Origin of the sequence: Enterobacter sp. RHBSTW-00994 (genome assembly GCF_013782625.1) — a bacterium.
Lineage (GTDB): Bacteria > Pseudomonadota > Gammaproteobacteria > Enterobacterales > Enterobacteriaceae > Enterobacter.
On record NZ_CP056199.1, the window covers coordinates 2,267,348 to 2,293,915 of the forward strand.

Below are 26,568 nucleotides of genomic sequence, written 5' to 3' on the forward strand. Positions count from 1 at the left end.
GTCTTTGTCATTTTTCTGCAATGGTTCTGTCATTTTCATTTCGTAGACTCCCTTGCGTCTAACGCATTGTTACAGAAGAATATTATGAACCTAACGCAAATTTTCCGCCGTATTGCGCAGCGCCTCATTCCGCGTCAGTTTGGTCTGCTGGCAGGCATCTTTTGTATTATTGGGCTGTTCTCCGCACTGCAACTTTCCTCTTCAGTCCTGCTTACCGCCTCCTTACGGGAAGCCCAGCGTAATGAACAACATAATCAGCTCGCCTATCAGCAGCAGGGGAAACTGGATTTAGCGCGCGTTTCACTTCTGGCGGCGAGCGATCTGCTCAACCGCTCCGGTGTCTACTTCATGCAGGATAAAGAGACGGGTTCCGACGGGAGTTGGCACAGCCTGATGGATGAAGCGCAAAAGGCACTGGCGGTTTCTCAGCAGGCGTGGAATGCGTGGCTGGCACTTAACCCGCCAAAGGATGATGCTCTGGTCAATAGCTATCAGCTTTTTTACGGGGCCATTAAAGAGCAGGCGGAAGGTCTGGTCAAAACCAATTCGATTGATGCTTTTTTTGCTGTGCCGGCTCAGGCGTTTCAGACCGATTTCAACGACAACTATGCGCGCTTTCAGCAGATGAGTGAGCAACAGGCGATGCAGGGCAGACAATCCCTGATGGAACAACTCTCTGGGCTGCAAACGCTTTTTTTATTCGCGCCGCTGGTGTTGCTGGCCATTGCGGTTGCAGTCTGGTTTGGGATGGCAAAATGGGTGATTACGCCGCTTCGGAAACTGATTGCGCATATCGATCAACTTGCGGCAGGTGATTTGTCTGGACATCCTCCGGGCGTGATGCGATTTAACCGTGAAATGGGACAGCTTAGCGACAGCGTGATGACCATGCAGCAGGGGCTTCAGCAACTGGTTACCCAGGTGAGCGATGCGACCACCTCGATGGTCGATAATATCGGTTCGCTGGCGCAAGGGAACCAGAAGCTTTATCAACAGTCGGCTCGCCAGGCGAAAGAGCTTGATGATGTGACGGCCCATATCGCGGCCCTGGAAACGCACGTAGAAGGCAATACCGGTTATGCGAAACTCGCCAGTTCACGTGCAGATGAAGCGCGTCAGGCTGCGGCGGGTGGCGACATGATGATGTCGACCGTCAATGCCTCCATGCAGGCGATTGTGGATCGATCCTCTGAGATGCGCGGCATCGTCGCGATGATCGATAGCGTTGCGTTTCAGACCAATATTCTGGCCCTCAATGCAGCGATTGAAGCCGCGCATGCCGGCAATCAGGGACGCGGTTTTGCGGTGGTTGCCAGAGAAGTTGGGCTGCTGGCCCGAAAAAGCAGTCACTCAACGCAGACGATTCAGGAGCTGATTAACCACTCGTTGCAGGGCATTGAAGACGGGTCGAAAGCCGTGACTCGTCTTGAGGATAATCTGCAGCAGGTCACTGGACTGGTGGGGAATCTGAGCAGTTTGCTGAATGATATCTCGGCCGCCACCCTGAGCCAGGGGGAAAGTATTCATCAGATGACGCGTCAGCTTCAGGCGCTAAATCAGGTGTCACGACAAACGGATGCGCTGGTATCTGGCGCTTCACAGGCTTCCGATCGCCTGCATCTCGAGTCGGATCTATTGCTGCAGGCTGTTTCGCGTTTTCGCCTTCCGGCCTGACGTGACATATTCGCCTCTGTTATACTCGCAGCCCGATTTAGCCTGAGGGCAAGGAGTAACGAGTGGCTGCGGTCATCCATAATGAGATGCTGGACGAGATTCTGGCGCAGGTGCGTCCATTACTGGGACAAGGGAAGGTTGCGGATTATATTCCGGCTCTGGCGTCGGTCAGTGGCAACAAACTGGGTATCGCCATTTGTACGGTTGATGGGCAACGTTATCAGGCCGGAGATGCAACGGAGCGCTTCTCCATTCAGTCAATTTCAAAAGTACTGAGTCTGGTGGCGGCCATGCGCCAGTACCCGGAAGAGGAAATCTGGCAGCGTGTCGGGAAAGACCCGTCCGGCCAGCCGTTTAACTCTCTGCTACAGCTTGAGATTGAGCAGGGAAAACCACGCAATCCCTTTATCAACGCCGGAGCGCTGGTGGTGTGTGACATGCTGCAAAGCCGTCTTAGTGCGCCTCGCCAGAGGATGCTGGAAATTGTACGCCTGCTGTGTGGTGTTCAGGATATTGCCTATGATGCAGTGGTGGCGCGCTCTGAGTTTGAACACTCAGCCCGTAATGCGGCGATTGCCTGGCTGATGAAGTCCTTTGGCAATTTTCATAATGATGTGGCCACCGTCCTGCAAAACTATTTTCACTACTGTGCGCTGAAAATGAATTGTGTCGAACTGGCAAAGACATTTCTGTTTCTGGCCCATCAGGGTTATGCGCCGCATCTCTCCCAGGAAGTGGTTTCCCCGTTACAGGCTCGCCAGATCAACGCGCTTATGGCGACCAGCGGGATGTATCAGAATGCCGGGGAGTTTGCCTGGCGTGTCGGCCTCCCTGCAAAATCAGGTGTCGGCGGGGGTGTAGTGGCAATTGTGCCACATGAGATGGCGATTGCCGTCTGGAGTCCTGAACTGGACAATACCGGAAATTCGCTTGCGGGCGTCGCGGTACTAGAACAACTGACCCAACGTCTGGGGCGGTCTGTTTACTGATGTCCGGCTTCGATCTTTTATTCGCAAGGCTTGCACGTTCGACGTTTCGTTCACGTTTTCGCTTAGGGGCGAAAGAGCGGCAATATTGTTGGGACAAAGGGGCTGAGACTATCGATCAGCATGCCGCTGATTTCGTCGCCCAGCGCCTTGCGCCAGCGCATCCCGCAAACGACGGCAAACAGACGCCCATGCGCGGGCATCCCGTATTTATCGCTCAACACGCGACGGCAACCTGCTGTCGGGGGTGTCTGGAAAAATGGCACGGGCTCCCAAAAGACGTGCCGCTCAGTGCGCAACAGCAGCACTATATTGTCAGCGTTATCCATCACTGGCTGGTGCTCCAAATGAACGCCTAAAATTGACGAGTTATGATCCTGTCGTATATGTGTTATAGATGCATGTTAGATTATTCTTATTCATCCTGACGACCGCAAATAATTGCGATAAGCAATTATATGGATTGATATTTAATGCGTTCTTCTCTCTCTGCGTTCACACTTTTTCGACCAGAAAGCCCGCTGCGAAATGCTGCGGGGATATTTCTCCTGACCACGCTGTTTTATTTTATCGGTGCGGAGTTACGTCTGGTAGAAGCGTTATCCCTTTTCTGGCCCCTTAATGGTGTCATGGCGGGGGTATTTGCCCGCTACGCTTTCCTGAACCGCCTGCATTATTATGCTGTATCGTATGTGGCTATGCTCGTGTATGACGCGGTAACGACCAGTTGGGGAGTGGCGTCGCTTGTCATCAATCTGTCGAATATGGTGTTTATTATCACGGTGGCCTTGCTGGTACTGCGTGATAAGCAACTGATGAGGAAAACGCCCGATCCTATTAATGCGTTGCGGTTGTTTAACTACTGCCTGATTGCAGCGTTACTCTGTGCGCTATTGGGGGCGGTGGGTTCCGTAGGGATTGACAGTCAAACCTTCTGGCCACTTTTTGCAGACTGGTTCAGCGAACAGTTCTCGACAGGTGTGTTGATCCTGCCGTGTATGTTGACGGTGCGAATGCCTGAACGTATGAGACCGCTGGAGCCGCGTCTGGAGCATCTGTTCCCGGTTCTGGCATTGATTGTCTCTGTGATGGCATCGGTAGTGATTGGCGGAGCGGGGAGCCTGGCATTTCCATTGCCGGCGCTGATCTGGTGTGCAGTTCGCTACTCACTCCCCGTCACTTGCCTGCTGACGTTTGTCACGGGCGCGGTCGAGATTATTCTGGTAGCAAACTCGATTATTAATATTGCAGTTGCGGCACCGCTCTCGACTCCGATGATGTTCTCGGCTCGTCTGGGTATTGCGACGATGGCGATTTGTCCGGTGATGGTTTCCGTGAGTGTGGCGGCGATCAACTCGTTGATTCAACAAGTGTCGCTGCGGGCCGATTATGACTTCCTGACTCATGTCTATTCACGATCAGGGTTGTATGAGGCGCTCAAACGGGAAGAGACCCATCGACATACGCGCTTTCTGACGGTAATGCTGCTGGATATCGATTACTTCAAAAATATCAATGATAACTACGGGCATGAGTGTGGTGACAGAGTGTTGTCGAGCTTCGCCAGGCAGGTTCAGGAGGTTGTCGGAGAAGAAGGGCTGGTGGCGCGGATGGGCGGCGAAGAGTTTGCGGTAGTGGTGAATTCCGGCGATGCGCAAAAGGGCTTTGAACTGGCAGAACGTATAAGAATATCGATTGCAAATCATCCGTTTACCTGGCAACAGCAAACGCTATTTATCACGGTCAGTATTGGGTTGGGTAGTGGAAAGTCAGAGTCATGGCAACTGACAGACGTGTTTAATAAGCTGATGGCTGAAGCGGATGAGTATCTCTATCGTTCGAAAAAAGAGGGGCGAAACCGTACGCGCGCACGTTTGCCCGACAACCTGAAAATGGCCGAATCTCAGGACGGGGCATCCCAGGTGTAAACGTAACCACATTAGGCAGAATGCGGCGTGGATGTTATCACTTTGCTGATAAATCGCTTGCTACGTATTTTTAAGCTCAATAAGATACCGGGAGAAATATATCGGAATATTCGCAGCATGAACGGAACTGACAAACTCAGTAAAAAAACTCGCTTACCAGGAAGTCGGTTTGTCAAACGTATGTATCTGATGCGTATTCTCGGTACGTTGCTGGTCTTTTTCCCTGTACTTTCCGTTTTGATCGAACATCAACGTTCAGTCTGGCTAATGATTTTGCTGGCTATGAACGCTTTTGTCTGGCCTACGCTAGCCTGGCTACGCGCCCGTAACTCACCTTCACCTCTGATGGCCGAGCACCAAAACCTGGTGCTGGATGCTGGCGCGGGTGGTTTCTGGATCGCGATGATGGCGGTTAATCCGTTGGCGTCGGTCGTCATTGCCACTATTTTGCTTGCAGACAGGCTTTCCGCTGGTGGCGTTGCGTTGATGAAAAAAGCGGCTGCGGTGATGCTGGGCGTTTTCCTCGTGACCTGGCTGACGCAGGGCATGGCGGTTGATCTCTTTGTCTCGCAACGAACCATGTTTGCCACGTTACCGCTGATTGCCATTTATCTCATGGCCCTGAGTATTTTGACTGACAGTATTGCGCTGCGTCTGCGGATCAAAAGTCGGGAGCTGGAGCGGATCGCGATGATGGATCCTCTCCTGGATATCGCCAATCGACGGCTTCTTGAAAAGCGGATTGATCACGAGTTGAAAAAACTCCAGTTGTCGTGCCGTGAATCTGCATTGATGTTCATCGATATCGATAACTTCAAAGATGTTAACGACCGCTTCGGTCATAAAGTTGGCGACACAATGCTTGCTGCCGTGTCACAAATTTTGCATATCGCCACACGCCCCACGGATACACCTGCTCGTCTGGGTGGGGATGAGTTCGTTATTTTGCTCCCCAATACCACGCTTGATGAGGCTCATATTGTTGCAACGCGTATTATGGAGGCGGCTGCAGTGATGAAAGATGTTGCTCAGGAGGCCGTGCATTGTACGCTCAGTATCGGTATTGCATGTGCCACCCGCGACATGGCGAGCGTAACGGACTGGCTACAGGCTGCGGATAACGCACTGTACCGGGCCAAACGAGAGGGTAAAAACCGAATTTTCGCACACTGACAATACGGTTGTTTAGGCTACGCTTTTAAGAAAGCGAAGCGCCAGGAGATGTTATGAAAGCACCTGTAATTCCCGCTAATGAACCGGAACGTCTGCACTCTTTGCAAGAGTCCGGATTGCTTGAACTTGACACTTCTCCGGCATTTGATCGACTGACACGGCTTGCAAAACGTTTTTTTAACGTCCCGCTGGCGATGGTCAATATCATTGACGATCAACAGCTCATTGCTAAATCTGTAGATGGCGAGGCGGTGACGCCATATCCGCGTAATGTTTCGTTTTGCGGTTATACCATTTTGAGCACAACTGCGCTGGTGGTTGTCGATACGCTTCGGGATGCGCGTTTTGCGGATAACCCATTCGTCATCGGACAGCCAGGCTTCCGGTTTTATGCCGGATTTCCACTGCGATTACGTGACGGGGCAAGCGTTGGTACGTTATGCATTTTCGATTATGCCCCCCGCGAATTTACGGACACCGATCTGTCGGTACTGTGTGACCTTGGCGCGCTGGCAGAAGATGAGTTTGCGGCAGTGAGCGCAGCCACGACAGATGAACTAACGGGGTTGTTCAATCGCCGTGGGTTTAATCAGTTTGTCCGCTTTACTCTTTCTGTTGCCAGGCGGCGGGCAGAACCTCTCACTCTGGGGTGGATGGATCTGGATCATTTCAAGCAGATCAATGACCAGTATGGTCATGAAGAGGGGGATAAAGCACTTAAGGTGATGGCTGGTCTTTTGCGTGCATCTTTCCGTGAAGCCGATCTTCTGGTCCGCTTTGGTGGAGATGAATTTGCGGTGCTGTTCGCGGATACGGATGAGCAGGGGGCATGGATAGCGATGCACTATCTTACCGAGCAGGTGGCTCATTATAACGAACGGAAACTTCACCCCTGGACATTGCAATTTTCGTGGGGCGTCAGTGAGTTCGATCATAACCGTAATGACCAGCAACAGTGGCTGAAAAAAGCCGATGAGAACATGTTCACCATGAAGCAGCATCGTGGGCTTGTCCGGTGACATAACAAAAACCTATGCTTACCAGGATTGCGTTAAATAAATGTTAACTGCAAAGTGAGGGGATTCACTACAAGGAAACCGAATGAATACCCCACTGCACACCGAAACCCTCTCGCGGGAAGCAATTCTCACCCACATTGATGTGTTGGCCGATATCCTCGAAAACTGTGTGAACGGCGGCGCATCTGTCAGTTTTATGTCGCCGTTTACGCGCGAGAAAGCACGCGCTTTCTGGACTGGTATTGCGCAAAGCGTTGGTCGTAATGAGCGCACCGTCCTGGCCTGCATTGATAAGCACGACGGGATCATCGGCACGGTACAGCTGGTTACCGACCAGCCTGAAAATCAGCCGCATCGTGCCGATGTGGCTAAACTGTTGGTGCATGAGAAAGCACGCCGTAAAGGCGCCGCACTGACGTTGATGGCGTCACTTGAAACTCACGCCAGAGCGTGCGGGATTACGGTTCTGGTGCTCGATACCGCTACTGGTAGCGGCGCTGAGACGTTCTATCAGCGTGCCGGCTGGCAGAAAGTAGGGGAAATCCCTCGTTATGCGTTAATGCCAGACGGTGCGATGACAGCGACTTCAGTTTTCTATAAGTTTTTATAACTATTTTCACAATTGCATCATGAATTGATCAAAACAGGGGTCTTGGTCGAAAAGTTTTGGTAAGTTATCACACCAATCTTATCAGGCTGTATGACTAATCAAAAAAAGGACCCCATTGTGAACACACTCAACCGTCGTGATTTCCCCGGTGCTCTCTACCCAGAACGTATCATTCAGTTTGGTGAAGGCAACTTTTTGCGTGCTTTTATTGACTGGCAAATCGACCTGTTGAATGAAAACACCGATCTTAACTCTGGTGTGGTGATTGTTCGTCCTATTCAGAGCGATTTCCCGCCGTCACTGAGCACGCAGGATGGTCTCTACACCACCATCATTCGCGGCCTTAACGAGAAGGGCGAAGCGGTCAGCGATGCGCGTCTTATCCGTTCTGTTAACCGTGAAATCAGCGTTTACGGTCAATACGATGAGTTTCTGAAACTGGCGCATAATCCTGACATGCGTTTTGTTTTCTCCAATACCACGGAAGCGGGCATCAGTTACCATGCCGGCGATAAATTTGAGGACGCGCCAGCGGTGAGTTATCCCGCTAAACTGACGCGCCTTCTGTTCGAGCGTTTTAGCCACTTTAATGGTGCGGCGGATAAGGGTTGGGTCATTATTCCGTGCGAACTGATTGATTATAATGGTGATGCCCTGCGTGAGCTGGTGCTGCGCTATGCGCAGGAATGGGCACTGCCTGCGGCATTTACTCAGTGGCTGAATGATGCAAACAGCTTCTGTTCGACGCTGGTTGACCGTATTGTGACGGGCTATCCGCGTGATGAAGTGGCTGCACTGGAAACCGAGCTGGGCTACCACGATGGATTCCTTGATACCGCCGAACATTTCTATCTGTTTGTTATTCAGGGTCCTAAATCACTTGCCAGTGAGTTGCGTCTGGATAAATTCCCGCTGAACGTCCTGATTGTCGATGACATCAAACCGTACAAAGAGCGCAAAGTGGCGATCCTGAATGGCGCGCATACAGCACTGGTTCCGGTTGCATTCCAGGCAGGGCTGGACACCGTTGGCGAAGCGATGAACGACGCTGAAATTTGCGCGTTTGTTGAGAAAGCTATCTACCAGGAAATTATTCCTGTGCTGGATTTGCCGCGCGATGAGCTTGAATCCTTCGCCAGTGCGGTAACAGGGCGTTTCCGCAACCCGTATATCAAACATCAGCTGCTGTCGATTGCCCTCAACGGGATGACCAAATATCGCACGCGTATTCTTCCGCAACTGCTGGCAGGGCAGAAGACGAACGGTAAATTGCCTGCGCGTCTGACTTTTGCTCTGGCGGCATTGATTGCGTTCTATCGCGCAGAACGTAATGGCGAAAGCTATCCGGTTCAGGATGATGCTCACTGGCTTGAGCGTTTCCAGCAACTGTGGGCGAAACACCATGATAAACAGATCAGCACCAGTGAACTGGTGAAAGCAGTACTGGCTGTAAGCGAGCACTGGGAGCAAGATCTCACTCAGGTTAATGGATTGGTAGAACAAGTTACGCTTGATCTGGATGCGATTTTGCTTCAGGGCATGCGCGCAGCGGTTAAACCACTCTGCTAATTTTCCAGCCCGGCTTCGGCCGGGTTTTTATCGGTGATCTATTAGTTACAACATACTATCGCGCTCTGTTTTAAAAATACGGAGAAGCACCGTGCGCGTTTCGCTTTGCAGAACAGAAAATGCAATGTTCTATTAACATGCTTGCAACTGTGAAGGCGATCACGTTTAATAGTCACGCTCTTTATTTTCCTGAAGCTGACTATGATTGTTCGTCCTCAACAGCACTGGCTACGTCTGATTTTTGTCTGGCACGGCTCGGTTCTACCCAAAATCTATACCCGGTTGTTTCTTAACTTCCTGTTGTCAATCGCCGTTATCCTGATGCTGCCGTGGTACTCATCCCTCGGTATCAAACTGACCGTTGCGCCGTTCAGTATTCTCGGCGTTGCGATCGCCATTTTCCTTGGTTTCAGGAATAACGCCTGCTATTCGCGTTACGTTGAGGCGCGGCTTTTATGGGGGCAACTGATGATAGCGGCGCGGTCACTCTTTCGCGAGGTAAAAAACACATTACCGGACGACCCACATTTGGGGGAATTTGTTCGCCTGCAAATCGCTTTTGCCCATTGTCTGCGCATGGCACTGCGCCGTCAGCCGCAGGCTGAGCAGCTTTCACGTTACCTCTCCGCGCACAATCTCCGCCTGGCGATGGACTCTTGCTCTCCGTCGAACCGGATAGTGTTGATCATGGGTGAATGGCTGGCAGTAAGACGCCGGGAAGGGCAGTTATCTGACATTCTGTTCCATAGCCTCAATAACCGGCTAAACGATATGTCGGTCGTCCTTGCGGGCTGCGAGCGTATTGCCAGTACGCCCGTACCCTTTGCCTATACATTGATTCTTCACCGTACGGTGTATCTCTTCTGCATTATGTTGCCGTTTGCGTTAGTGGTCGATCTGCACTACATGACGCCGTTTGTGTCAGCGCTGATCTCTTATACCTTCATCTCGCTGGATACGCTGGCAGAAGAGCTGGAAGATCCCTTCGGTACAGAAGATAACGATTTGCCGCTGGATGCCATCTGTAACGCGATGGAGAGAGACCTGTTACAGATGAACGATGAAGAGGTATTGCCGGATCGCGTGTTACCAGACAAGCACTATCAACTGACGTGACGGGCATTCCATTCATCGCGGGTTATTTCCCACAGTTCTGAGTCCAGCAATCCGCTGACATATTCTTTCTTCTCTGTCCGGACAAGCCGCATGCCGCTACTGGCTGAAATGCGCTGGGAGCGGCTATTGAGTGCCGCTTTAGGGGCACGTAACACCGATTTATTTAGCGTATTAAACCAGAAATCCGTTGCGGCAATACTGGCTTCGCGCATGTAGCCCTGGCCTTGCCATTCCGGTGCTAACCAGAATCCACGGTTATTGTCCTCGACATCGTATAAACAGATCAGGCCCATCAGTTCATCCGGCGCTTCCCGACGGCGAATGGTCCAGAACCAGGCGATTCCTTTTTCCATATCCGGCAACGCTACATTGTTCACGTAGTGTTCTGCCCCGTTGTCCGGATAAGGCCAGGGAACGGTTGCCACCATATACCGGACAATTTCCCAGCGAGGATAGAGTTGTTGAATCTGCCTGGCATCTTCGGCAACCAGAGGGGTGAGTAACAGTCGCCCGGTTGTTAACGTCGGGATTGGCATCGCACAGATCTCCTTTTTTTGGCGTTATGCTTTTGTTTGTCTTCTGCTATTTTCATGATTACCACATACGCCGAAGATTGGCTGTAAGTTTTGACTACCAAAAATAGCAGAGGGTTTATGAGCGTAAGACTCGCCGTGCCGGAGGAAGCTGAAAGGCTTTGGCTGATTCGCAATTTAGCCATCCGGGCTGGGTGTCAAACCAGTTACGATGAGGCTGTTATTCGGCGCTGGACGCCCGAAAATATGCCAGAACACTACCGGAAAATGATACAAATCAACCCTTTTTATGTCGTCGAAGATGAAAACGGCGAGGCTGTGGCCACGGGATATCTGGATCTGGAAACCTGTTGTGTTGAAGCGGTGTTTACCCTGCCAGACGCAGCGGGAAAAGGGCTGGCAACGCAGATCCTCGATGCCATTAAGCAGGAGGCGAAAGCGAGAGGTATGACGCGGTTGACGCTCTCTTCGACACCCAATGCCCACTCTTTTTATCAAAAACATGGGTTTGTAACCTTAGGTGAAAATCGCTATCCCTCCAGGCTGGCAGAAGCTGAACTACGTTGTTTTGACATGGCAATAGACCTGTAGGATGAGGAAAATATGGCTGTAATCGTGAGAGAGTTATGTGCAGAAGATTACCTACAGTGGCGTCCATTATGGGATGGTTACACGCATTTTTATGAGTGTGAACTGGATGAATCTGTGACTGCATTTACGTGGGAAAGGGCGCTTAACCCTCATTCCTCGCTTTTTTGCCGTGTGGCGGAGAATGATGGAAAGGTTATAGGATTCGCCATGTGTCTGCTGCATGAAGGTACGTGGTCAACGGCCCCAATATGCTATCTGGAAGATCTCTTTGTGGATGAGAATTTCCGAGGGGCTGGGGCGGGGCATGCATTAATCGACGCGCTTCTGGCTGAAGGTAAGCGGGAAGGTTGGTCAAAACTGTACTGGGTTACGCGAGAAAATAACCCGGCTCGTAAGTTATATGACAAATTCGGCGAAGCCGACGATTACGTCCGTTATCGTATTTCACTCTGACACCCGGTATTTTCCTGTGCATGTATCGCAGTGTATTTGTACCTGAGATACATACACAGAAAAGTAGCCCTGATATTTTCGGCTGTCCATTTGCAATATACTGAAATAAGAACATTTATTATCTTGTTTCTGGTGTCTTTAACGTTTACGGTGGCACGGGTGAAGAGCGGAGGGCTTCTTATGCCAGTGATACTTCATATGCTGATGAATGGCGTAGTTACCGGTACACAGTATGCAGCTTACATATTTTTAGCCTCTCAACGTTAACAGTCCTGACCCTGGAAGGAGGCGCGTTCTTGCATGTCCTGCGGGTACATGATGAGCTTGAGCAGCCCCACAGAATATCATTCCCGAGATAGACAGCAATACTATAGAATGCGCCAGAGTAACTAAATTCTAATATCTTTTTTTGAGTTAAATTACGTTCGCAATATGTGCTTTTAAAAATTGAATTTGGTTACATGATAAATTAACGATTTGTGCGCTAATGATTTAAATGTTTTACTTGTTTTTACATCGATGATAACTATATTGCCCTGCAACTCTTTTTAGGGTTGTAAAAATAATAAGTGGCATATAACAGGGTATAAAAATGAAAATTAATCAACTGAGCATGTTGGTGAGTGCCGCATTGCTCTGCACAACCGCACACGCAGCAGAAATTTATAATAAAGATGGTAATAAACTTGATCTGTATGGTCTGGTTTCTGCCGAGCATTATTTTTCTGATAATGACAGTAGCGACTGGAATGGCGATCAGACCTATATGCGTCTTGGGTTCCGTGGTGAAACACAAATTAACGATAAAGTCACAGGTTACGGTCAATGGCAGATGCATATTAATGCCAATGGCGCGGAGTCTGAGAGCAATAACCCGCGCACTCGTTATGCTTTTGCCGGTCTGAAAGTGAGCGATTTTGGTTCTGTCGATTACGGGCGTAATAAAGGTGTGCTGTATGATTCCCTGGGCTATACGGATATGCAGCCAGAGTTCGACGGTATGACCTATGGCTCAGACCAGTTCATGTTTAGCCGTGCTAATGGCTTACTGACTTACCGAAATACCGATTTCTTCGGCGCCGTAGAAGGTCTTGATTTTGCCCTGCAATACCAGGGTAAAAATGATGGTGGTGGCGAACCCGGTGTGCGTGACGTTTTACGTCAAAATGGCGACGGTTTTGGCGCATCTGTCACCTATGATATTGGTGCGGGCTTCAGTGTTGCAGGTTCATTGATGAGCGCCGATCGCTCTAATGAGCAAAATAACACCGTTGGTATTATGGGGCAGGGTAAACGCGCAGAGGCATATTCTGGCGCAATTAAATATGATGCCAATAATATCTATCTGGCCGCGATGTTCACGCAGGCGTATAACGCTTCACGCTTTGGCTCTCATTCAAGTGATAGCGCCTACGGATATGCCAATAAGTCCCAAATCATGGAATTCTATGCCGGATACCAATTTGATTTCGGTCTGCAACCTTTTGTCGCGTATGACGTACTGAAAGGCAAAAACCTGGGCAAAGCCGCCACAGGAAATACCTATGGCGATGAAGATTTAATAAAATATGTCGACTTTGGTGCAACCTATAATTTCAACAAAAACATCAATGTGTTTGTTGATTATATGGTTAACCTCGTCGATGAGGATAAATTTACCCGCGAAGCGGGGATTAACACTGACGATGTTGTCGCCGTAGGCGTCGTTTATCAATTCTGATAATCGGCTCATGGCTCACGTTTCGCGACGATAAAAAGCCGTGGAAATGCCAGCAGTATCTGCCCGTTTTCCTGGAGCGGATACTGCTCTTCCAGTAACTGATGATACCGCTTCAGGAAGTTCTTCTGTTCACTCTCGTTCAGCTCCTGTAACCAGGGACGCAACCCCGTGGCACTGACCCAGTCAATAATCGCCTGATGTGAACGCATTTTGTGATAATAGGTGGTTCGCCAGATATCTACGTCACATCCGGCTTCAGTCAAAATATCGTAATAGGCATGTACGCCAGGCAACGGTTCACGTCCGCGATCGGGATAACCTTGTTCATACGCCACTTCCCGCATCGACACGTGCGTGGGCTCCAGCCAGTTATCGGGCATTTGAATGGCCAGCACACCGTTTAATTTGAGCTGAGAGACAAGATGAGGCAGAAGCTCATAGTGGTTCGGTATCCATTGCAGGGAGGCGTTGGCGTAAATGAGGCTCAGCGGCTGATGAGGCTTATATTGCTGAATATCGGCCTCAACGAAGTGGCAATCTGGCAACGCGTTGCGAGCCTCTTCCAGCATAGCGGGGGAATTATCCACCCCAGTAATCTGTGCCGACGGCCAACGGTGTCTTAACAGAGCCGTACTGTTCCCTGGCCCGCAACCGAGATCGGCAATGGAAGTGATGTTTTCGACAGAGACTCTGGCGAGCAGTTCAGCCGCGGGACGGGTACGCTCTGCCCCGAATTGCAGGTAAAGAGAAGGATTCCAGTCGGACATTGACACATCTCCAGTTTGGCTATTCCAGCAAGAATAGCACACGCCGATACCCGCATTGTGGCGGGTATCGAGGGTTCTGACGCTTATAAAATGCCTTTCAGTGCAACATGGTAAAGCAGCATGATGGTTTTCCCGTCGACGATCAGCCCTTTCGCGATGCCCTCTAGTGCCTCATTCAGTGAGAGTTCAAGCACTTCGATGTCTTCTCCCTCTGATTTTAACCCACCACCAGCGCTGGTTTTATCGTGTGGGTGATACTCCGCCAGATAAAAGAACAGCTTCTCGGTCACTGAGCCGGGGCTCATGTATGCCTCGAACACCTTTTCAACGCGGGACACCCGAAAACCGGTCTCTTCTTCCGCCTCGGCCTTGATTCGGCTTTCAGGATCCATGTTATCGAGCAATCCCGCAGCGGATTCAATAAGATAGCCATCATGCCCATTGATAAACACCGGGAAGCGGAACTGACGAGTGAGGATCACCGTTTTTTTGTCACGGTTATAGAGCAGGATCGTTGCACCATTCCCCCGGTCGTAGACTTCACGTTCTTGCCGCTGCCATTCGCCATCGCGACGCTGCTGATCAAAGGTGTATTTCTTCAGGACGTACCAGTTATCGGACAGCGTCTGGCTCTCGATAATGCGTATTTCTGCACGTTTTGATTGCACGATACTTTCTCCTTACGTAGAGTAAGTATCATAATCAGCAATATCGTGCATATTCAAGATAAAACGTGCATTAACAGGAAAAGAGAGATGCTTACCAGTCAGCGCAAGCAGTTAATCCTTGAAAAACTTGAAGCCGAAGGCCAGGTTCTTTCCGGCGCACTCAGTATCCAGTTTGACGTTTCCGAAGATACCATTCGTCGCGATTTACGCGAGCTGGCAACCGAAGGGCGTTTGCAGCGCGTGCATGGCGGTGCATTACCCGCCTCATCCGCTACCGCCCCCTTTTCTGAGCGCAAATCACTGAAAATAGAGGCTAAAAAAAGCGTGGCTCAGAGAGGGGCACAGCTGATCTCATCAGGTCAGGTCGTGATTATTGACGGCGGAACAACCACTTCAGAACTGATCACATTTTTACCACGCCACCTCGCCATTACCGTCATCACTCACAGTCCCGGCATCGCGCTGGGCCTGGTCGATCATCCCTCCATTGAGGTTATTTTAATTGGCGGTCGTCTGTATAAACATTCGATTGTGACGGTAGGTGCGGCGGCCATCGAAGGGATCAACACCGTCCATGCCGACCTGTTTTTCATGGGGGTTACCGGTATTCATCCTGAGGCGGGGCTTACCACTGGCGATTATGAAGAAGCGTGCATCAAACGTGCATTTTCCGGCAGAGCTGCAGAAACCATCGTGCTGGCCTCTCCAGAGAAAATTAACACAGCATCGTCATTTGTGATTGGTGACGTGTCGTTGGTTAATACCGTTGTCGTAGAAAATGGTACAGATGCTGACTGGATCAACGCGGTCAGCGAGAAGGGCGTTTCGGTTATCATGACCGCCGATCATGATAATGAATCACGTTGATCCCATCATGAATTCAAAACTAACCTGAGACTGTTATATAATGCGCGCCTCTTTTCACCTGGAACGTGAATCATCCATGTCGGCCCCTGACAATGAAAATTAACGCGCCGTTTTCTCTCCTTCCTGTTGTGATACTGACGGGGTGTAGCACCAGTACACTTTCACAAATGGAAATTCCGGAGCAAAACAATACCCCCATTGTGGTGGGGTACTATGGCCGTGGCATTGACCCGATGATCCAGCAATATATGCAGGACAAACAGGTGACAGGTCTTATCGTGGCCATTATTCAGCATAATGGGGCGGCTGAATTTCATTCCTACGGTATTACTGACGATAAACATCGTTATGCCATTACTCCTGATACTCTGTTCGCGCTAGGTTCGCTGAGTAAAGGCGTGACGGCTGAAATCACGACGATGCTGGTTAACGAGGGAAAATTCCGCTGGACGGATACGCTGGAAACGTTGTTGCCAGAATCGACAACACTCAGCCCGGATGCGAAGAAGATAACGTTACTGCAGTTGGTAACTCATACCTCTGGGTTACCTCGTCAGCCAATGGACTTGCTGACGCTGGAACATCTGGTCGGTTATTTCAGTACCGGCGAGAATTTTTACACCCAACTGGACAGCGATAATGTGCTGACTTACCTCAGTGACTTTACCGCCCCTGAACCCCGTGTCCCACAATATTCTAATCTCGGCTATGCCATCCTGGGTTATATTCTGCGACAACACACGGGCGAGTCCATCGAAAGCCTGGCTCAGCGCACGTTGTTTACACCTTTAATGATGCAAAACAGCAGCTATACCCCAATGCAGCTCAGGCGTTATTCTTATCGCGCGCTGGGCCATGCAGGCGATCAACCTAAGTTGATATCGCGCGGTGAACTGACGCCTGACTGGGTATTCCAGCAGAATATGGCGGGCGCGGCAAGCTTATACAGCAGCGCGCGAGATCTTGCGATATATGCCCGGGCGCATTTTTCCACCACAAGATCCCCAGAGCTTGATCGCGCGTTTAGGGATGTTACCCAAACCTATTTCTATCGCCAGAAAGAGGCCGCCAATATTGCGTGGGTAAGCGACTCATCTCCGGATCGCAAAATTACCTATCAGGTGGGCTATATTGGCGGATATTCCAGTTACATTGGCTTTGACCAAAAAAACCAAAATGCGGTAATCGTTCTACAAAATAGCTTTAACTGGAGTAATTATCTGGGCCAAACGATCCTGATGCATTTACCGCCGAAAGATTAAGGCCTTAATTCGCCATATTTATATACAGGATGGATCGCATGAGCACGGCGAATCGTATCAGCCCCTGCTTCAGAGAGACCGTAATGACGTATTTTCCCTTCTTTAATAAGGTCCTGGAGTGTGCCTGCCACCTCTTCAATGGGAACACAGGGATCGACGCGGTGCTGGTAAAACAGATCAATATAGTCCGTCTTTAGGCTCTTCAATGATGCTTCAGCCACCGCACGAATATTCTCTGGCCGGCTATCCAGGCCCGTAGTCACGCCATCTTCCAGTTTGAAGCCAAATTTAGTCGCAATAACGACCTTATCCCGGTAGGGCTGAAGGGCTTTGCCAACCAGTTTTTCATTTATATAGGGGCCGTAGGCCTGAGCAGTATCGAAAAATGTAATCCCACGATCAACCGCCGCATGCAGCACGTTTATACCGGTATTATCGTCAACCGCTTTCCCTGTACCGAAACTCAAATTCATGGCTCCCATCCCCAAAGCAGAGACGGTTAATCCACTGCGTCCTAACGTTCGATATTTCATATTGCACCTTTTTTAAATGAATATATTGCTTAACGTAAGGAGAGTGTAAGGGCTCTTATTGTTCCTGTATGTGGATTTGTTTTGCTTTCAGAATTCATGATTATGGAATAATTAACGCGAACACAAACGAGGCGATTTTCACCCCGCGTGTGCCTGATATTGCAGGTTAGACGTCGAGTTTACGACCGGTCAACCATTCCACCATGGCCGGATCGCGGTGAGAGAAAAATGCGCTGGTCGCCGTATCAATGGCTGTGATGTTGAGTATGTCATCCTGGCTAAGCTCAAAGTCGAGGATGTTGATATTCTCTTGCATCCGCGCTTTGCGTACCGATTTTGCCAGGGATACAATGCCGCGCTGGTAGAGCCAGCGCAGAATGACCTGTCCGACGCTTTTACCATATTGTTGGCCGATGGCGGTTAATACCGGGTGCTGGAAGAGGGCATTTTTCCCTTCGGCAAAAGGAGCCCACGCTTCAGGTTGAATGCCACGGCTCTTCATCCAGGACGCAGCATGTAACTGCTGGTTAAACGGATTGACTTCGATCTGGTTGACCGCTGGTATCACATGGTTATATGCCATGAGATCGGCGAGCCTGTCTGGATGAAAATTACTGACACCAATGGCCCGAATTTTACCAGCCTGGTGTAATTCTTCCATGGCCCGCCATGCGCCATGGACATCGCCATAAGGCTGATGAATCAGATACATGTCAACATAATCCATCTGCAGGCGGTTCAGCGAACGCTCAAATTGCGCCTTTGCCCCTTCGTAACAGGTGTCCTGTAACCAGAGTTTGGTGGTGACAAACAATTCATTACGCGCAATACCACTTTGTTTCAGCGCGTTCCCAACCTGAGTTTCATTCAGATAGGAGGCTGCCGTATCAATCAGGCGATAGCCCGTTTCGACCGCCTCGATAACCGCACGCTCGCATTCTGCGGTGTCTGTCATTTGAAAAACACCAAAGCCCAGCAGGGGCATTTCTACACCGTTGTTCAGTTTTACTGTGTGCATGACGTTATCCTTTAGCTGTTGTAGTGGAAAAGCATAACGCAGAACGATTTATTTGATTAGGGAGGGTAATTTTCTAGGGTTTATTAGCTGAGTTCATAAAAGTGGCGGCCACCTGTTAGAGCACCATACTGGAAAAATTGCCCCTCTTGTGCCATGCAACTTGCCAGTTTAGCCACATCAGGCCCGCCAACAGGATCAAAAACCACGTTAACCCCGTTATCTTGCGTGATTGCGTTCAGCTCTTGCGTCACATCTTGTTCGGTTGTGGCAATGACCGCTGCCGCACCTGCTTGCATTAACACTTTGTTTTTACGGCTGGTACGGGAAAGAGCGATGGGATGAGCCCCAACCATGTTGGCAATCTGTATTGCGGCAATTCCGACATATCCCCTAAAGGGGATAAATCAGTCTTTATCCGCTGAAAGGGATATTCCTGCTACACAGGTTGACAATATCCCCTTGCGGGGATAATACTTGCAATATCCCCGCAAGGGGATAAATTCCTGTGGAGATGAGCGCATGAAACCACCGATGATTTATAGCCCGGTTCAACTGGCAAACACGATGAAGCTGATTCGTCAAAAAAATAACTGGACTCAAAGCGAGTTGGCGAAAAAAATCGGGATCAAGCAAGCCACGATATCGAACTTTGAAAACTCGCCCGACAACACAACGCTGACCACTTTTTTTAAGATTTTACAGTCACTTGAAATGAAAATGGCGTTGTACGAAAGTGACGAGATGTCAACGCAATCTGAAAAAGATGAACAACAGGATCTGGACTGGTAATGCCTAAATTAGTGACGTGGATGAACAACGAACGGGTAGGCGAGCTGACCAAGTTGCCGAATGGGGCGCATACCTTTAAGTATGAAAAAGAGTGGCTGTTCAATCGCCATGCCAGGCCGTTGTCCTTATCATTGCCGTTACAGGTTGGCAATATCACCTCTGATGCTGTGTTTAATTTCTTTGATAACCTGCTGCCTGATAGCCCGATTGTTCGGGATCGTATCGTAAAGCGCTATCATGCCCGTTCTAAGCAACCCTTTGATTTATTGTCAGAAGTAGGGCGAGACAGTGTTGGTGCAGTGACATTATTGCCCCCTGATGAAACGGTAAGCACCCAGGAAATGACCTGGGAAACCTTGAGTGAGAAGAAACTTGAGCGTGTCCTGTCGGCATACCAATCTGATATTCCTCTCGGCATGATCGCTGAGGAGGATAACTTTCGTATTTCTGTTGCCGGAGCTCAGGAAAAAACAGCGCTTCTCAGGTCAGACGAAGGCTGGTGTATACCCACAGGAATTACACCGACAACGCACATTATCAAACTGCCTATCGGGGAAATTAAGCAGCCAAATGCAACACTGGATCTTAGTGATAGTGTTGATAATGAATACTTTTGCCTGTCGCTGGCCAAGGCGCTGGGTTTTGATGTCCCAAATGTGGAGATAATCAAGGCCGGTGCAATTCGGGCACTTGCCGTCGAACGTTTTGACAGGCGATGGAACACAACCCATTCAATGTTACTTCGGCTACCGCAAGAGGATATGTGCCAGACATTCGGACTTCCGTCATCAGTGAAATATGAGTCGGATGGTGGGCCGGGGATTTCTCATATCATGACGTTTTTACTCGGTTCCAGCGAAGCGCTTAAAGATCGCCACAATTTTATGAAATTCCAGGTGTTCCAGTGGTTACTTGGTGCTACAGACGGACATGCGAAGAATTTTTCTGTTTTTATTCAGGCTGGAGGGAGTTACAAGCTAACGCCATTTTATGACATCATTTCGGCGTTTCCCGTACTTGGCGGAGCTGGAATGCACATCAGCGATCTAAAACTGGCGATGAGTCTTAGCGCATCAAAAGGCCGAAAAACGGCTATCGACAAAATCTATCCGCGACATTTTTTGGCAACGGCAAAAGCACTGAAATTTCCTGAGCAGCAGATGCAGGAGATCATGCAGACGCTGGCTGAACATATTCCTCTGGCACTTGATACAGTCATCAGTTCGTTGCCCAACGATTTCTCAACGAAAGTGGTCACGTCAATCCGCTCAAATGTTCTGAGACTGCATGCTCGTCTGTGTAAGTAAAACATAGAGGAAGAGATGATGGAGATGCCAAAAAATGGCTTCAGAAGACTTTTAGCGACCAGCATAATCATAACCACAAAATACTGGATTGTTGCGTAGTCTACTTTGGTGCGCATAATGTATATTATGTTAAATGACATTGAATGTTAACTGACTTCATGAACCTGAATGGCTTACATAAAATCATAGGGTTACGTCCCCTCCACATCTTTCGTTTGCTGACATTATGTTAATGCGATATCAGAACCGCACCAGCCATAATGCAATCCATCCTTATTAACCTGTTCTGTCATCCCCGCCCTCAATATTTCCCATTCAGCATAAAACCTTGAGCAACGTCTCCAGCCATTGCGTAAACACGCGAACCTTCGGTGAGATATGGCGATGTGGATACAGTACGGATAATGTCCTGGCTGGAACAGGATTGTTCGGCAAGACCTCCACCAGACGTCCGGTTGCGATGTGTGGTCGTAAAAAGAAATCCATGCCCTGTAATAACCCTAGCCCCGCCAGACCCGCTGATACATAAACTTCTGAATTATCCAGCACCAGCTTGCCAGGAAGATGAATCTCTTCGATGCCTGATGAGGACTGAAATACCCACGGCATAATTTGACGGCTGCTGATGTTGAACCAGTTAACTCCCTGGTGATGCTGCAAGTCATCCAGCGTTTCAGGTGTACCGTACTCCGCCAGATATGCCGGGCTGGCGCAGGTCACCAGTCTGACGTTCATCATTTTCCTCGCAACATAATCACCGTCTTCCAGCGCTCCGACACGCAAGACACAGTCCAGACCATCGCGCAGCATATCTCTGCGGCGATCGGAACTGCTGAGGATAATCTCTACCCCCGGATACGACCGATAGAAATCCGGTAAATTGGGAACAACCAGTAAAGATGCGATAGCTACCGGCATGTCCACCCGTAGCTGGCCACATAATGCTCTGTCTGTGGAAAATGATCCCAGTAAATCATCCGTTTGTTCCAGCAAAGGCTTGCTGTTGCGGTAGAACTCCTCGCCTTCAGGCGTCAGATTAATACGCCGCGTCGTCCTGTGTAATAAGCGAACGCCACAATGCTGTTCCAGTTGTTGCAAGGCTTTTGTCACGGCTGGCCGATGGATCTGCAGATTTTCCGCTGCCTGGGAAAAACTGCCGGCTTCAACGATCTCAATAAAGATCCGCATTAACTCATAGATATTGATTTGTAGGGTTCGCATGTTGGCAGAGAAGAAAATCCAGCTAATATTGTTACGTTTATTGTAATAGTGATGAATCATATTGGCTATTTTTAAGAACAAAAAGGACGCTTAGACTGGTGTTATTCCGGGTAATAACCTGCCTGATCCTAAGGAAAATACACCATGCTAAATCACACTGTCCGCACGATCCTCGGTATAGAAAAAAACGTTATTCAGGGGCCGCTTTCATGGTTAACCGATGCTCGCCTGGTGGCAGCCGTCAGTAATGCCGGTGGGCTGGGTGTTCTGGGCCCCAATGCTGGGTTAACGGCCGAAACGGCGGTTTCAACGCCGGAAGAGACCGCTGAAAAAATGCGGGAAGAAATACGCAAAACTAAAAAACTCACCGAGAAACCTTTCGGCGTCAACCTGATCCCGGCGGTTGAAAATGATATCTGGACAGCACCAATCGTGCAGGTAATAAAAGAAGAAGGCGTACAGGCCGTGGTGTATACCGGTTATGGTAAAGGTACGATACTCCCTGCCCTGTTTGATGAACTGAAAGATTCGGGCATTAAGATCATCTACCGGGATATTAATCCGACGCCAGAGAATACCCGTCAGGCGGAAGCCGCAGGCGCAGATATTATTGTCGCTACCGGATTTGATGAAGGCGGCACATTGCCGGGTACAGCATTAGGTACATTCTCGATTGTTCCGCTGATTGCTGACGCCGTAAAAAATATCCCCGTTCTGGCTGCTGGCGGTATTACCGATCCTCGCACCGCCAGAGCAGCGCATGCACTCGGCGCTCAGGGGGTATTTGCCGGTTCGGTGTTTATCAGTACGATAGAAAGCCGCGTTCCGCAATCTGTGAAAGATAAAATCATTGCCGCAAATGGGCTGGATATGCGACTTTTCCGCACAATACCTGACTATTATCGTTCACTTCCGGGTAAGCTGGCCGAAACACTGGTGTCGATGGACAAGTCCGGGGCCAGTAATGAGGAGCTGGCAAAAGTCATGGGTGGAGTAAGTGGCCTGCGTATCGGTATGCTTGAAGGTAATACTGATGAAGGATATATCTCTCTTGGGACCGGCATTGGCAGTATTCATCAGATAAAAAGTGTTGCTGATGTGGTAAATGAGCTTAACGTTTAAGGCCCGTCCGAGAAACGGAAAGCCTGCGTCAGGCCGTCACGTATTGCAGGTTTTCCGCACCGGCCTCCCGTAAGTTTCGTCGCTTGAGTTGACAGAGGCAAAAAATTACCGTTTTCCCTGGCATTCTGGTCGCGTTACTGGTGCTGATCATGCGTAAGTACAGCCTTAATGATAATGCCATTGCCCAATCGCCCTGTCGCGATTGGGCAATATTCTTATGATTAACGTGCTGCTTGCGCACTCAACTGGAAGAAGCGCACTGAATCACGCAGTATTTCGCTTTGTTCCGTCATGGACTGTGCCGCGACGGCGGCTTGCTCCACTAATGCGGCGTTCTGTTGAGTCACCTGGTCCATCTGCTCGATTGCGACACTGATCTCTTTGATCCCCTGATGCTGTTCCGTCGAAGCGGTTGAAATATCCGCCACAATGTCCGTAACCTGATTAACCGAGGTGACGATCTCTTTCATTGCCCGACTGGCAGTATCAGCAAAACGCGAGCCATCAGTAATTTTCTCAACCGTGCCTTCAATAAGCGATTTGATCTGTTTGGCGGCATCGGCACTTTTTTGTGCCAGATTACGGACTTCACCAGCCACAACCGCGAAACCTTTACCCTGCTCTCCGGCGCGAGCTGCCTCAACAGCGGCATTAAGCGCCAGAATGTTGGTCTGGAAGGCAATCCCCTCAATCACCGAAATAATATCGACGATTTTCTGCGAGCTATCGGAAATCTCCTGCATCCGCGAAAGCATGTCGTGGACTTCTTTCCCGCCCTTCACCGCGGTTTGTGAGGTCAAACGCGCCAGTTCACTCGCTTTATGCGCGTTTTCAGCATTGCTTTTTACGTTCTCCGTAATCTGCTGCATGTTCGCTGAGGTTTGCACTAATGATGCCGCTTGTTCTTCGGTGCGTTGAGACAAGTCGCTGTTACCCTGTGCAATCTCGTTGGCTGCCAGCGAAATGGATTCACTGCCGTGGGTAATGCCGTTCATGATCTCCGCCAGTTTCGCGTTCATAAACTTGACGGTTGCCAGCAGGCTTTGGGTATCGCGCTCACGAATAGCCACCTCTGCGGCCAGATTACCGGCAGCAATCTCTTTCATGATCGATACCGCATAGGCGGGTTCTCCGCCCAGTTGGCGTGAAAGGTTGCGGGAAATAAGCAGGGCAATAACGCCGGTGGCAATCAGTGCCAACAGCAACAAACCGCTTAACAGGTATAACGCCTGAATATAACCAGACTGTGACTCTTCCCCTGCACTCTCACCATTGGCCACCTCCATGTCCACCAGCGTGGCCAGATCTTTCATCAATTGCGTACGGTATTTAGACGATACTGCACCGCTAATTTTGGAAGCTTCTTCGGTATTTCCGTTGTTTACGGCTTCAATCACTTTGGCATTCACATCCACAAAGTTTTTAAAGTTGTCGACAACGGTTGCAAAAAGGTCACGCATCTCCCTGGGCGCATCTGCAGACGTTTTCGCATATTGCTGCTGTGCATTGAGAAAAATGGCCTGGTTTTGCAACAGTTCCCCACGGTGTTTTTCACGTTCCTCTGGCGTTGGCGAAGAAATATACTGGATCTGTTGCAGACGCATTTCGGACAAAACACCACGCATTTCAAGTGAGTAGCGAATGTCTGGCATGCGGGTTTTCAGAAATTCATCAATATGGTGTTTGCTGCTATTGAGTTGGTAGATGGAAACACCGCCTAACAGCAACATCATGGCGATGAGGATGGAGAAGCCGATCAGCAATTTGGTCAGGACGGTGGTTTGTGCAAGTCTGTTCATCATTATCACTATATAAGGAATGGTTATAGTAATAACGGCAATAACTCGGAAAACATTGAGTTCCATTTATGATCTCAATCACAAGTTATCACTATCTTATGCCTACTTTTTTCGTCAGTTTTTCCATAAGCAAAATTACAGCAGGAAAAACGCATCCCATTGCCGCACTCCCCCGTTTCTTGTACCCTTTCAGGGCTACACCACCCCTGAATATGAGATAACCGGACGCCACATGACTGCACACATTTCTAAAGATCCTTTGCACGGCGTAACGCTTGAGATGCAAGTCAACGCGCTGGTTGCACGATATGGCTGGAGTGAGCTGGGCAAACTGATCAGTATCAACTGTTTTAAGAACGATCCAAGTGTCAAATCGAGTTTGAAATTTCTGCGTCGCACCCCATGGGCGCGTGCAGAAGTTGAAGCACTGTATCTTGATTCTCTCAGTGATGATGCCACCGAAGAACCGGATGTTCTCGCCTTTAACCCTTGGGCAAATAGTCGGATTACTAAGAGCTAAAACGTCAATGTCGCTACACGTAAAACGGACAGGTGCGCTTATTGGCTGCGCACTTTTACTTGTTAGTTGCTCCTCAAAACCACCCAAATCCCTTATCACTCCGCGTCCTCCAGCGGAGAAACCAACCCAACAGGCAAACGAGCCGATGCGTGGCATCTGGCTGGCAACGGTTTCCCGCCTGGATTGGCCGCCGGTGACCTCAATCAATGCCAGTAGCGCTGAAACACGAATTCGCCAGCAGAAACAGGCCCTGCAAGACAAGCTGGACAGGCTCAAAAGCCTGGGCATTAATACCGTGTTTTTCCAGGTCAAACCCGATGGCACGGCACTGTGGTCATCCAAAATACTGCCCTGGTCCGATATGTTAACGGGCAACATAGGTGAATATCCGGGTTATGACCCGCTGCAGTTTATGCTGGATGAAGCGCATAAACGCGGAATGAAAGTCCACGCCTGGCTGAATCCATATCGGGTTTCTGTAAACACGAAACCCTCCACCATTGCAGAGCTTAACCGGACGTCATCGCAACTCCCTTCCAGCGTATTTGTGCAACATCCTGACTGGATACGCACCGCTGGCGATCGTTTTGTTCTCGACCCTGGAATTCCGGCGGTACGCGACTGGATCACACAGGTTGTGACAGAAGTGGTGGCGCAATATGCGATTGATGGCGTGCAGTTTGATGATTACTTCTATGCCGAAACGCCGGGTTCAGCCCTGAATGACAGCCTGACATATAAACAGTACGGACAGGGATTTGTATCGAAAGCAGACTGGCGGCGGCATAACACCCAGCAGTTAATCGAGCAGGTTTCACGGGCCATCAAGCAGCAAAAACCACAGGTCGAGTTTGGTGTCAGCCCGGCAGGCGTATGGCGTAACCTCTCCTTCGACCCGGCCGGCTCTGACACACGCGGCGCAGCAGCATACGATGAATCCTATGCTGACACCCGTCGTTGGGTACAACAAGGATTGTTGGATTACATCGCCCCGCAGATCTACTGGCCTTTCTCCCGCAGTGCGGCCCGGTATGACGTGCTGGCAAAATGGTGGGCTGATGTGGTGAAACCAACACATACACGCCTCTACATCGGCGTGGCATTGTACAAAGTGGGTGAGCCATCGAAAAACGAGCCTGACTGGACGGTCAATGGCGGCGTACCGGAGCTGAAAAAACAGCTCGATTTAAACGATTCGCTGCCCAGCATTAGCGGCACGATCCTGTTCCGCGAGGATTACCTCAATCAGCCTCAGACGCAGGATGCGGTCAGTTATCTCAAAAGTCGCTGGGGAAGTTAACGTGTCAGGCAGAAACGCGTTGT

Annotated in this window: 26 protein-coding genes and 2 pseudogenes; 20 read left to right on the forward strand and 8 right to left on the reverse strand. The window is 49.8% G+C overall.

Going from position 1 to position 26,568, the window contains the following annotated elements; translation table 11 throughout:
• Window positions 1–84 precede the first annotated feature (84 nt).
• The 9 genes from HV346_RS10885 (at window position 85) to HV346_RS10925 (ending at window position 10,075) form a co-directional block, all read left to right on the forward strand.
• Window positions 85–1,674 carry a methyl-accepting chemotaxis protein gene (locus HV346_RS10885; RefSeq protein WP_181623495.1) on the forward strand — a complete coding sequence of 530 codons (1,590 nt, stop codon included), beginning with the start codon at window positions 85–87 and terminating at the stop codon, window positions 1,672–1,674.
• Between the two features lie 62 nt (window positions 1,675–1,736).
• Complete coding sequence (gene glsB / locus HV346_RS10890; protein ID WP_181623496.1) at window positions 1,737–2,663, forward strand: glutaminase B; 927 nt, start codon at window positions 1,737–1,739, stop codon at window positions 2,661–2,663.
• Window positions 2,663–3,019: a DUF4186 domain-containing protein gene (locus HV346_RS10895; protein ID WP_181623497.1), complete on the forward strand. Its 357-nt coding sequence runs from the start codon at window positions 2,663–2,665 to the stop codon at window positions 3,017–3,019. The genes glsB and HV346_RS10895 overlap by 1 nt, the downstream gene beginning before the upstream one ends.
• 114 nt (window positions 3,020–3,133) lie before the next feature.
• Entirely contained in the window at window positions 3,134–4,588 is a 1,455-nt protein-coding gene (locus tag HV346_RS10900) for a GGDEF domain-containing protein (RefSeq protein ID WP_181623498.1), read from the forward strand.
• A 180-nt stretch (window positions 4,589–4,768) separates the two neighbouring features.
• Entirely contained in the window at window positions 4,769–5,761 is a 993-nt protein-coding gene (locus tag HV346_RS10905) for a sensor domain-containing diguanylate cyclase (protein WP_249415144.1), read from the forward strand.
• 53 nt (window positions 5,762–5,814) lie between these two features.
• Window positions 5,815–6,780, forward strand: coding sequence for a sensor domain-containing diguanylate cyclase (locus HV346_RS10910; protein WP_181623500.1), 966 nt, complete (start codon window positions 5,815–5,817; stop codon window positions 6,778–6,780).
• Window positions 6,781–6,862: 82 nt separating this feature from the next.
• Complete coding sequence (locus tag HV346_RS10915) at window positions 6,863–7,390, forward strand: GNAT family N-acetyltransferase (protein ID WP_181623501.1); 528 nt, start codon at window positions 6,863–6,865, stop codon at window positions 7,388–7,390.
• Window positions 7,391–7,507: 117 nt separating this feature from the next.
• A complete protein-coding gene (locus HV346_RS10920; RefSeq protein WP_181623502.1) occupies window positions 7,508–8,959 on the forward strand; it encodes a tagaturonate reductase in 1,452 nt (483 codons plus the stop codon).
• Between the two features lie 201 nt (window positions 8,960–9,160).
• Entirely contained in the window at window positions 9,161–10,075 is a 915-nt protein-coding gene (locus HV346_RS10925) for a bestrophin family protein (protein WP_181623503.1), read from the forward strand.
• Here HV346_RS10925 and HV346_RS10930 read toward each other — a convergent pair.
• Window positions 10,063–10,611 (reverse strand): GNAT family N-acetyltransferase, encoded by a 549-nt coding sequence (locus tag HV346_RS10930; protein WP_181623504.1) that lies wholly within the window; start codon window positions 10,609–10,611, stop codon window positions 10,063–10,065. The genes HV346_RS10925 and HV346_RS10930 overlap by 13 nt on opposite strands.
• A 117-nt stretch (window positions 10,612–10,728) precedes the next feature.
• Here HV346_RS10930 and HV346_RS10935 point away from each other — a divergent pair, with 117 nt between their 5' ends.
• From HV346_RS10935 to ompC, 4 genes are all read left to right on the forward strand, one after another.
• Complete coding sequence (locus HV346_RS10935) at window positions 10,729–11,199, forward strand: GNAT family N-acetyltransferase (protein ID WP_181623505.1); 471 nt, start codon at window positions 10,729–10,731, stop codon at window positions 11,197–11,199.
• 12 nt (window positions 11,200–11,211) lie between these two features.
• Complete coding sequence (locus HV346_RS10940; RefSeq protein WP_181623506.1) at window positions 11,212–11,652, forward strand: GNAT family N-acetyltransferase; 441 nt, start codon at window positions 11,212–11,214, stop codon at window positions 11,650–11,652.
• Between the two features lie 30 nt (window positions 11,653–11,682).
• Window positions 11,683–11,919 (forward strand): CPBP family intramembrane glutamic endopeptidase, encoded by a 237-nt coding sequence (locus HV346_RS10945; RefSeq protein ID WP_249415137.1) that lies wholly within the window; start codon window positions 11,683–11,685, stop codon window positions 11,917–11,919.
• Between the two features lie 325 nt (window positions 11,920–12,244).
• Window positions 12,245–13,372 (forward strand): porin OmpC, encoded by a 1,128-nt coding sequence (gene ompC, locus HV346_RS10950; protein WP_181623507.1) that lies wholly within the window; start codon window positions 12,245–12,247, stop codon window positions 13,370–13,372.
• A gap of 8 nt (window positions 13,373–13,380) precedes the next feature.
• On the opposite strand, the gene tam is transcribed toward ompC, so the two are convergent.
• Window positions 13,381–14,139, reverse strand: coding sequence for a trans-aconitate 2-methyltransferase (gene tam, locus HV346_RS10955; RefSeq protein ID WP_181623508.1), 759 nt, complete (start codon window positions 14,137–14,139; stop codon window positions 13,381–13,383).
• Window positions 14,140–14,222: 83 nt separating this feature from the next.
• On the reverse strand, window positions 14,223–14,807 hold the full coding sequence (locus HV346_RS10960) for a GDP-mannose pyrophosphatase (protein ID WP_181623509.1): 585 nt from the start codon (window positions 14,805–14,807) through the stop codon (window positions 14,223–14,225).
• An 87-nt stretch (window positions 14,808–14,894) separates the two neighbouring features.
• On the opposite strand from HV346_RS10960, the gene HV346_RS10965 reads away from it, so the two are divergent.
• On the forward strand, window positions 14,895–15,674 hold the full coding sequence (locus HV346_RS10965) for a DeoR/GlpR family DNA-binding transcription regulator (protein WP_181623510.1): 780 nt from the start codon (window positions 14,895–14,897) through the stop codon (window positions 15,672–15,674).
• Between the two features lie 92 nt (window positions 15,675–15,766).
• Window positions 15,767–16,936 carry a serine hydrolase domain-containing protein gene (locus tag HV346_RS10970; RefSeq protein ID WP_181623511.1) on the forward strand — a complete coding sequence of 390 codons (1,170 nt, stop codon included), beginning with the start codon at window positions 15,767–15,769 and terminating at the stop codon, window positions 16,934–16,936.
• 23 nt (window positions 16,937–16,959) lie between these two features.
• Here HV346_RS10970 and HV346_RS10975 read toward each other — a convergent pair.
• From HV346_RS10975 to HV346_RS10985, 3 genes and pseudogenes are all read right to left on the reverse strand, one after another.
• A pseudogene (locus HV346_RS10975) lies at window positions 16,960–17,469 on the reverse strand (aldo/keto reductase); the annotation flags it as partial.
• 166 nt (window positions 17,470–17,635) lie between these two features.
• The gene (locus HV346_RS10980; RefSeq protein ID WP_181623513.1) at window positions 17,636–18,487 is read right to left on the reverse strand and encodes an aldo/keto reductase; all 852 of its coding nucleotides are present in this window, start codon (window positions 18,485–18,487) and stop codon (window positions 17,636–17,638) included.
• Between the two features lie 116 nt (window positions 18,488–18,603).
• A pseudogene (locus HV346_RS10985) lies at window positions 18,604–18,870 on the reverse strand (zinc-binding dehydrogenase); the annotation flags it as partial.
• 136 nt (window positions 18,871–19,006) lie between these two features.
• Here HV346_RS10985 and hipB point away from each other — a divergent pair.
• A complete protein-coding gene (hipB, locus tag HV346_RS10990; RefSeq protein WP_181623515.1) occupies window positions 19,007–19,276 on the forward strand; it encodes a type II toxin-antitoxin system antitoxin HipB in 270 nt (89 codons plus the stop codon).
• Window positions 19,276–20,583 carry a type II toxin-antitoxin system HipA family toxin gene (locus tag HV346_RS10995; protein WP_181623516.1) on the forward strand — a complete coding sequence of 436 codons (1,308 nt, stop codon included), beginning with the start codon at window positions 19,276–19,278 and terminating at the stop codon, window positions 20,581–20,583. Before hipB ends, HV346_RS10995 begins: the two co-directional genes overlap by 1 nt.
• A gap of 315 nt (window positions 20,584–20,898) precedes the next feature.
• Here the strand turns inward: HV346_RS10995 and HV346_RS11000 are convergent, their stop codons facing one another.
• Complete coding sequence (locus tag HV346_RS11000) at window positions 20,899–21,789, reverse strand: LysR family transcriptional regulator (protein ID WP_249415145.1); 891 nt, start codon at window positions 21,787–21,789, stop codon at window positions 20,899–20,901.
• A 159-nt stretch (window positions 21,790–21,948) separates the two neighbouring features.
• Between HV346_RS11000 and HV346_RS11005 the strand changes: the two genes are divergently transcribed.
• Window positions 21,949–22,926, forward strand: a complete 978-nt coding sequence (locus HV346_RS11005; protein ID WP_181623518.1) for a nitronate monooxygenase — start codon at window positions 21,949–21,951, stop codon at window positions 22,924–22,926.
• A 221-nt stretch (window positions 22,927–23,147) separates the two neighbouring features.
• Here HV346_RS11005 and HV346_RS11010 read toward each other — a convergent pair whose 3' ends face one another.
• Window positions 23,148–24,725, reverse strand: a complete 1,578-nt coding sequence (locus HV346_RS11010; protein WP_181623752.1) for a methyl-accepting chemotaxis protein — start codon at window positions 24,723–24,725, stop codon at window positions 23,148–23,150.
• Between the two features lie 232 nt (window positions 24,726–24,957).
• Here HV346_RS11010 and HV346_RS11015 point away from each other — a divergent pair, with 232 nt between their 5' ends.
• Window positions 24,958–25,245, forward strand: coding sequence for a VF530 family protein (locus tag HV346_RS11015; protein WP_181623519.1), 288 nt, complete (start codon window positions 24,958–24,960; stop codon window positions 25,243–25,245).
• A 7-nt stretch (window positions 25,246–25,252) separates the two neighbouring features.
• Window positions 25,253–26,545: a glycoside hydrolase family 10 protein gene (locus HV346_RS11020; RefSeq protein WP_181623520.1), complete on the forward strand. Its 1,293-nt coding sequence runs from the start codon at window positions 25,253–25,255 to the stop codon at window positions 26,543–26,545.
• Window positions 26,546–26,568: the final 23 nt, after the last annotated feature.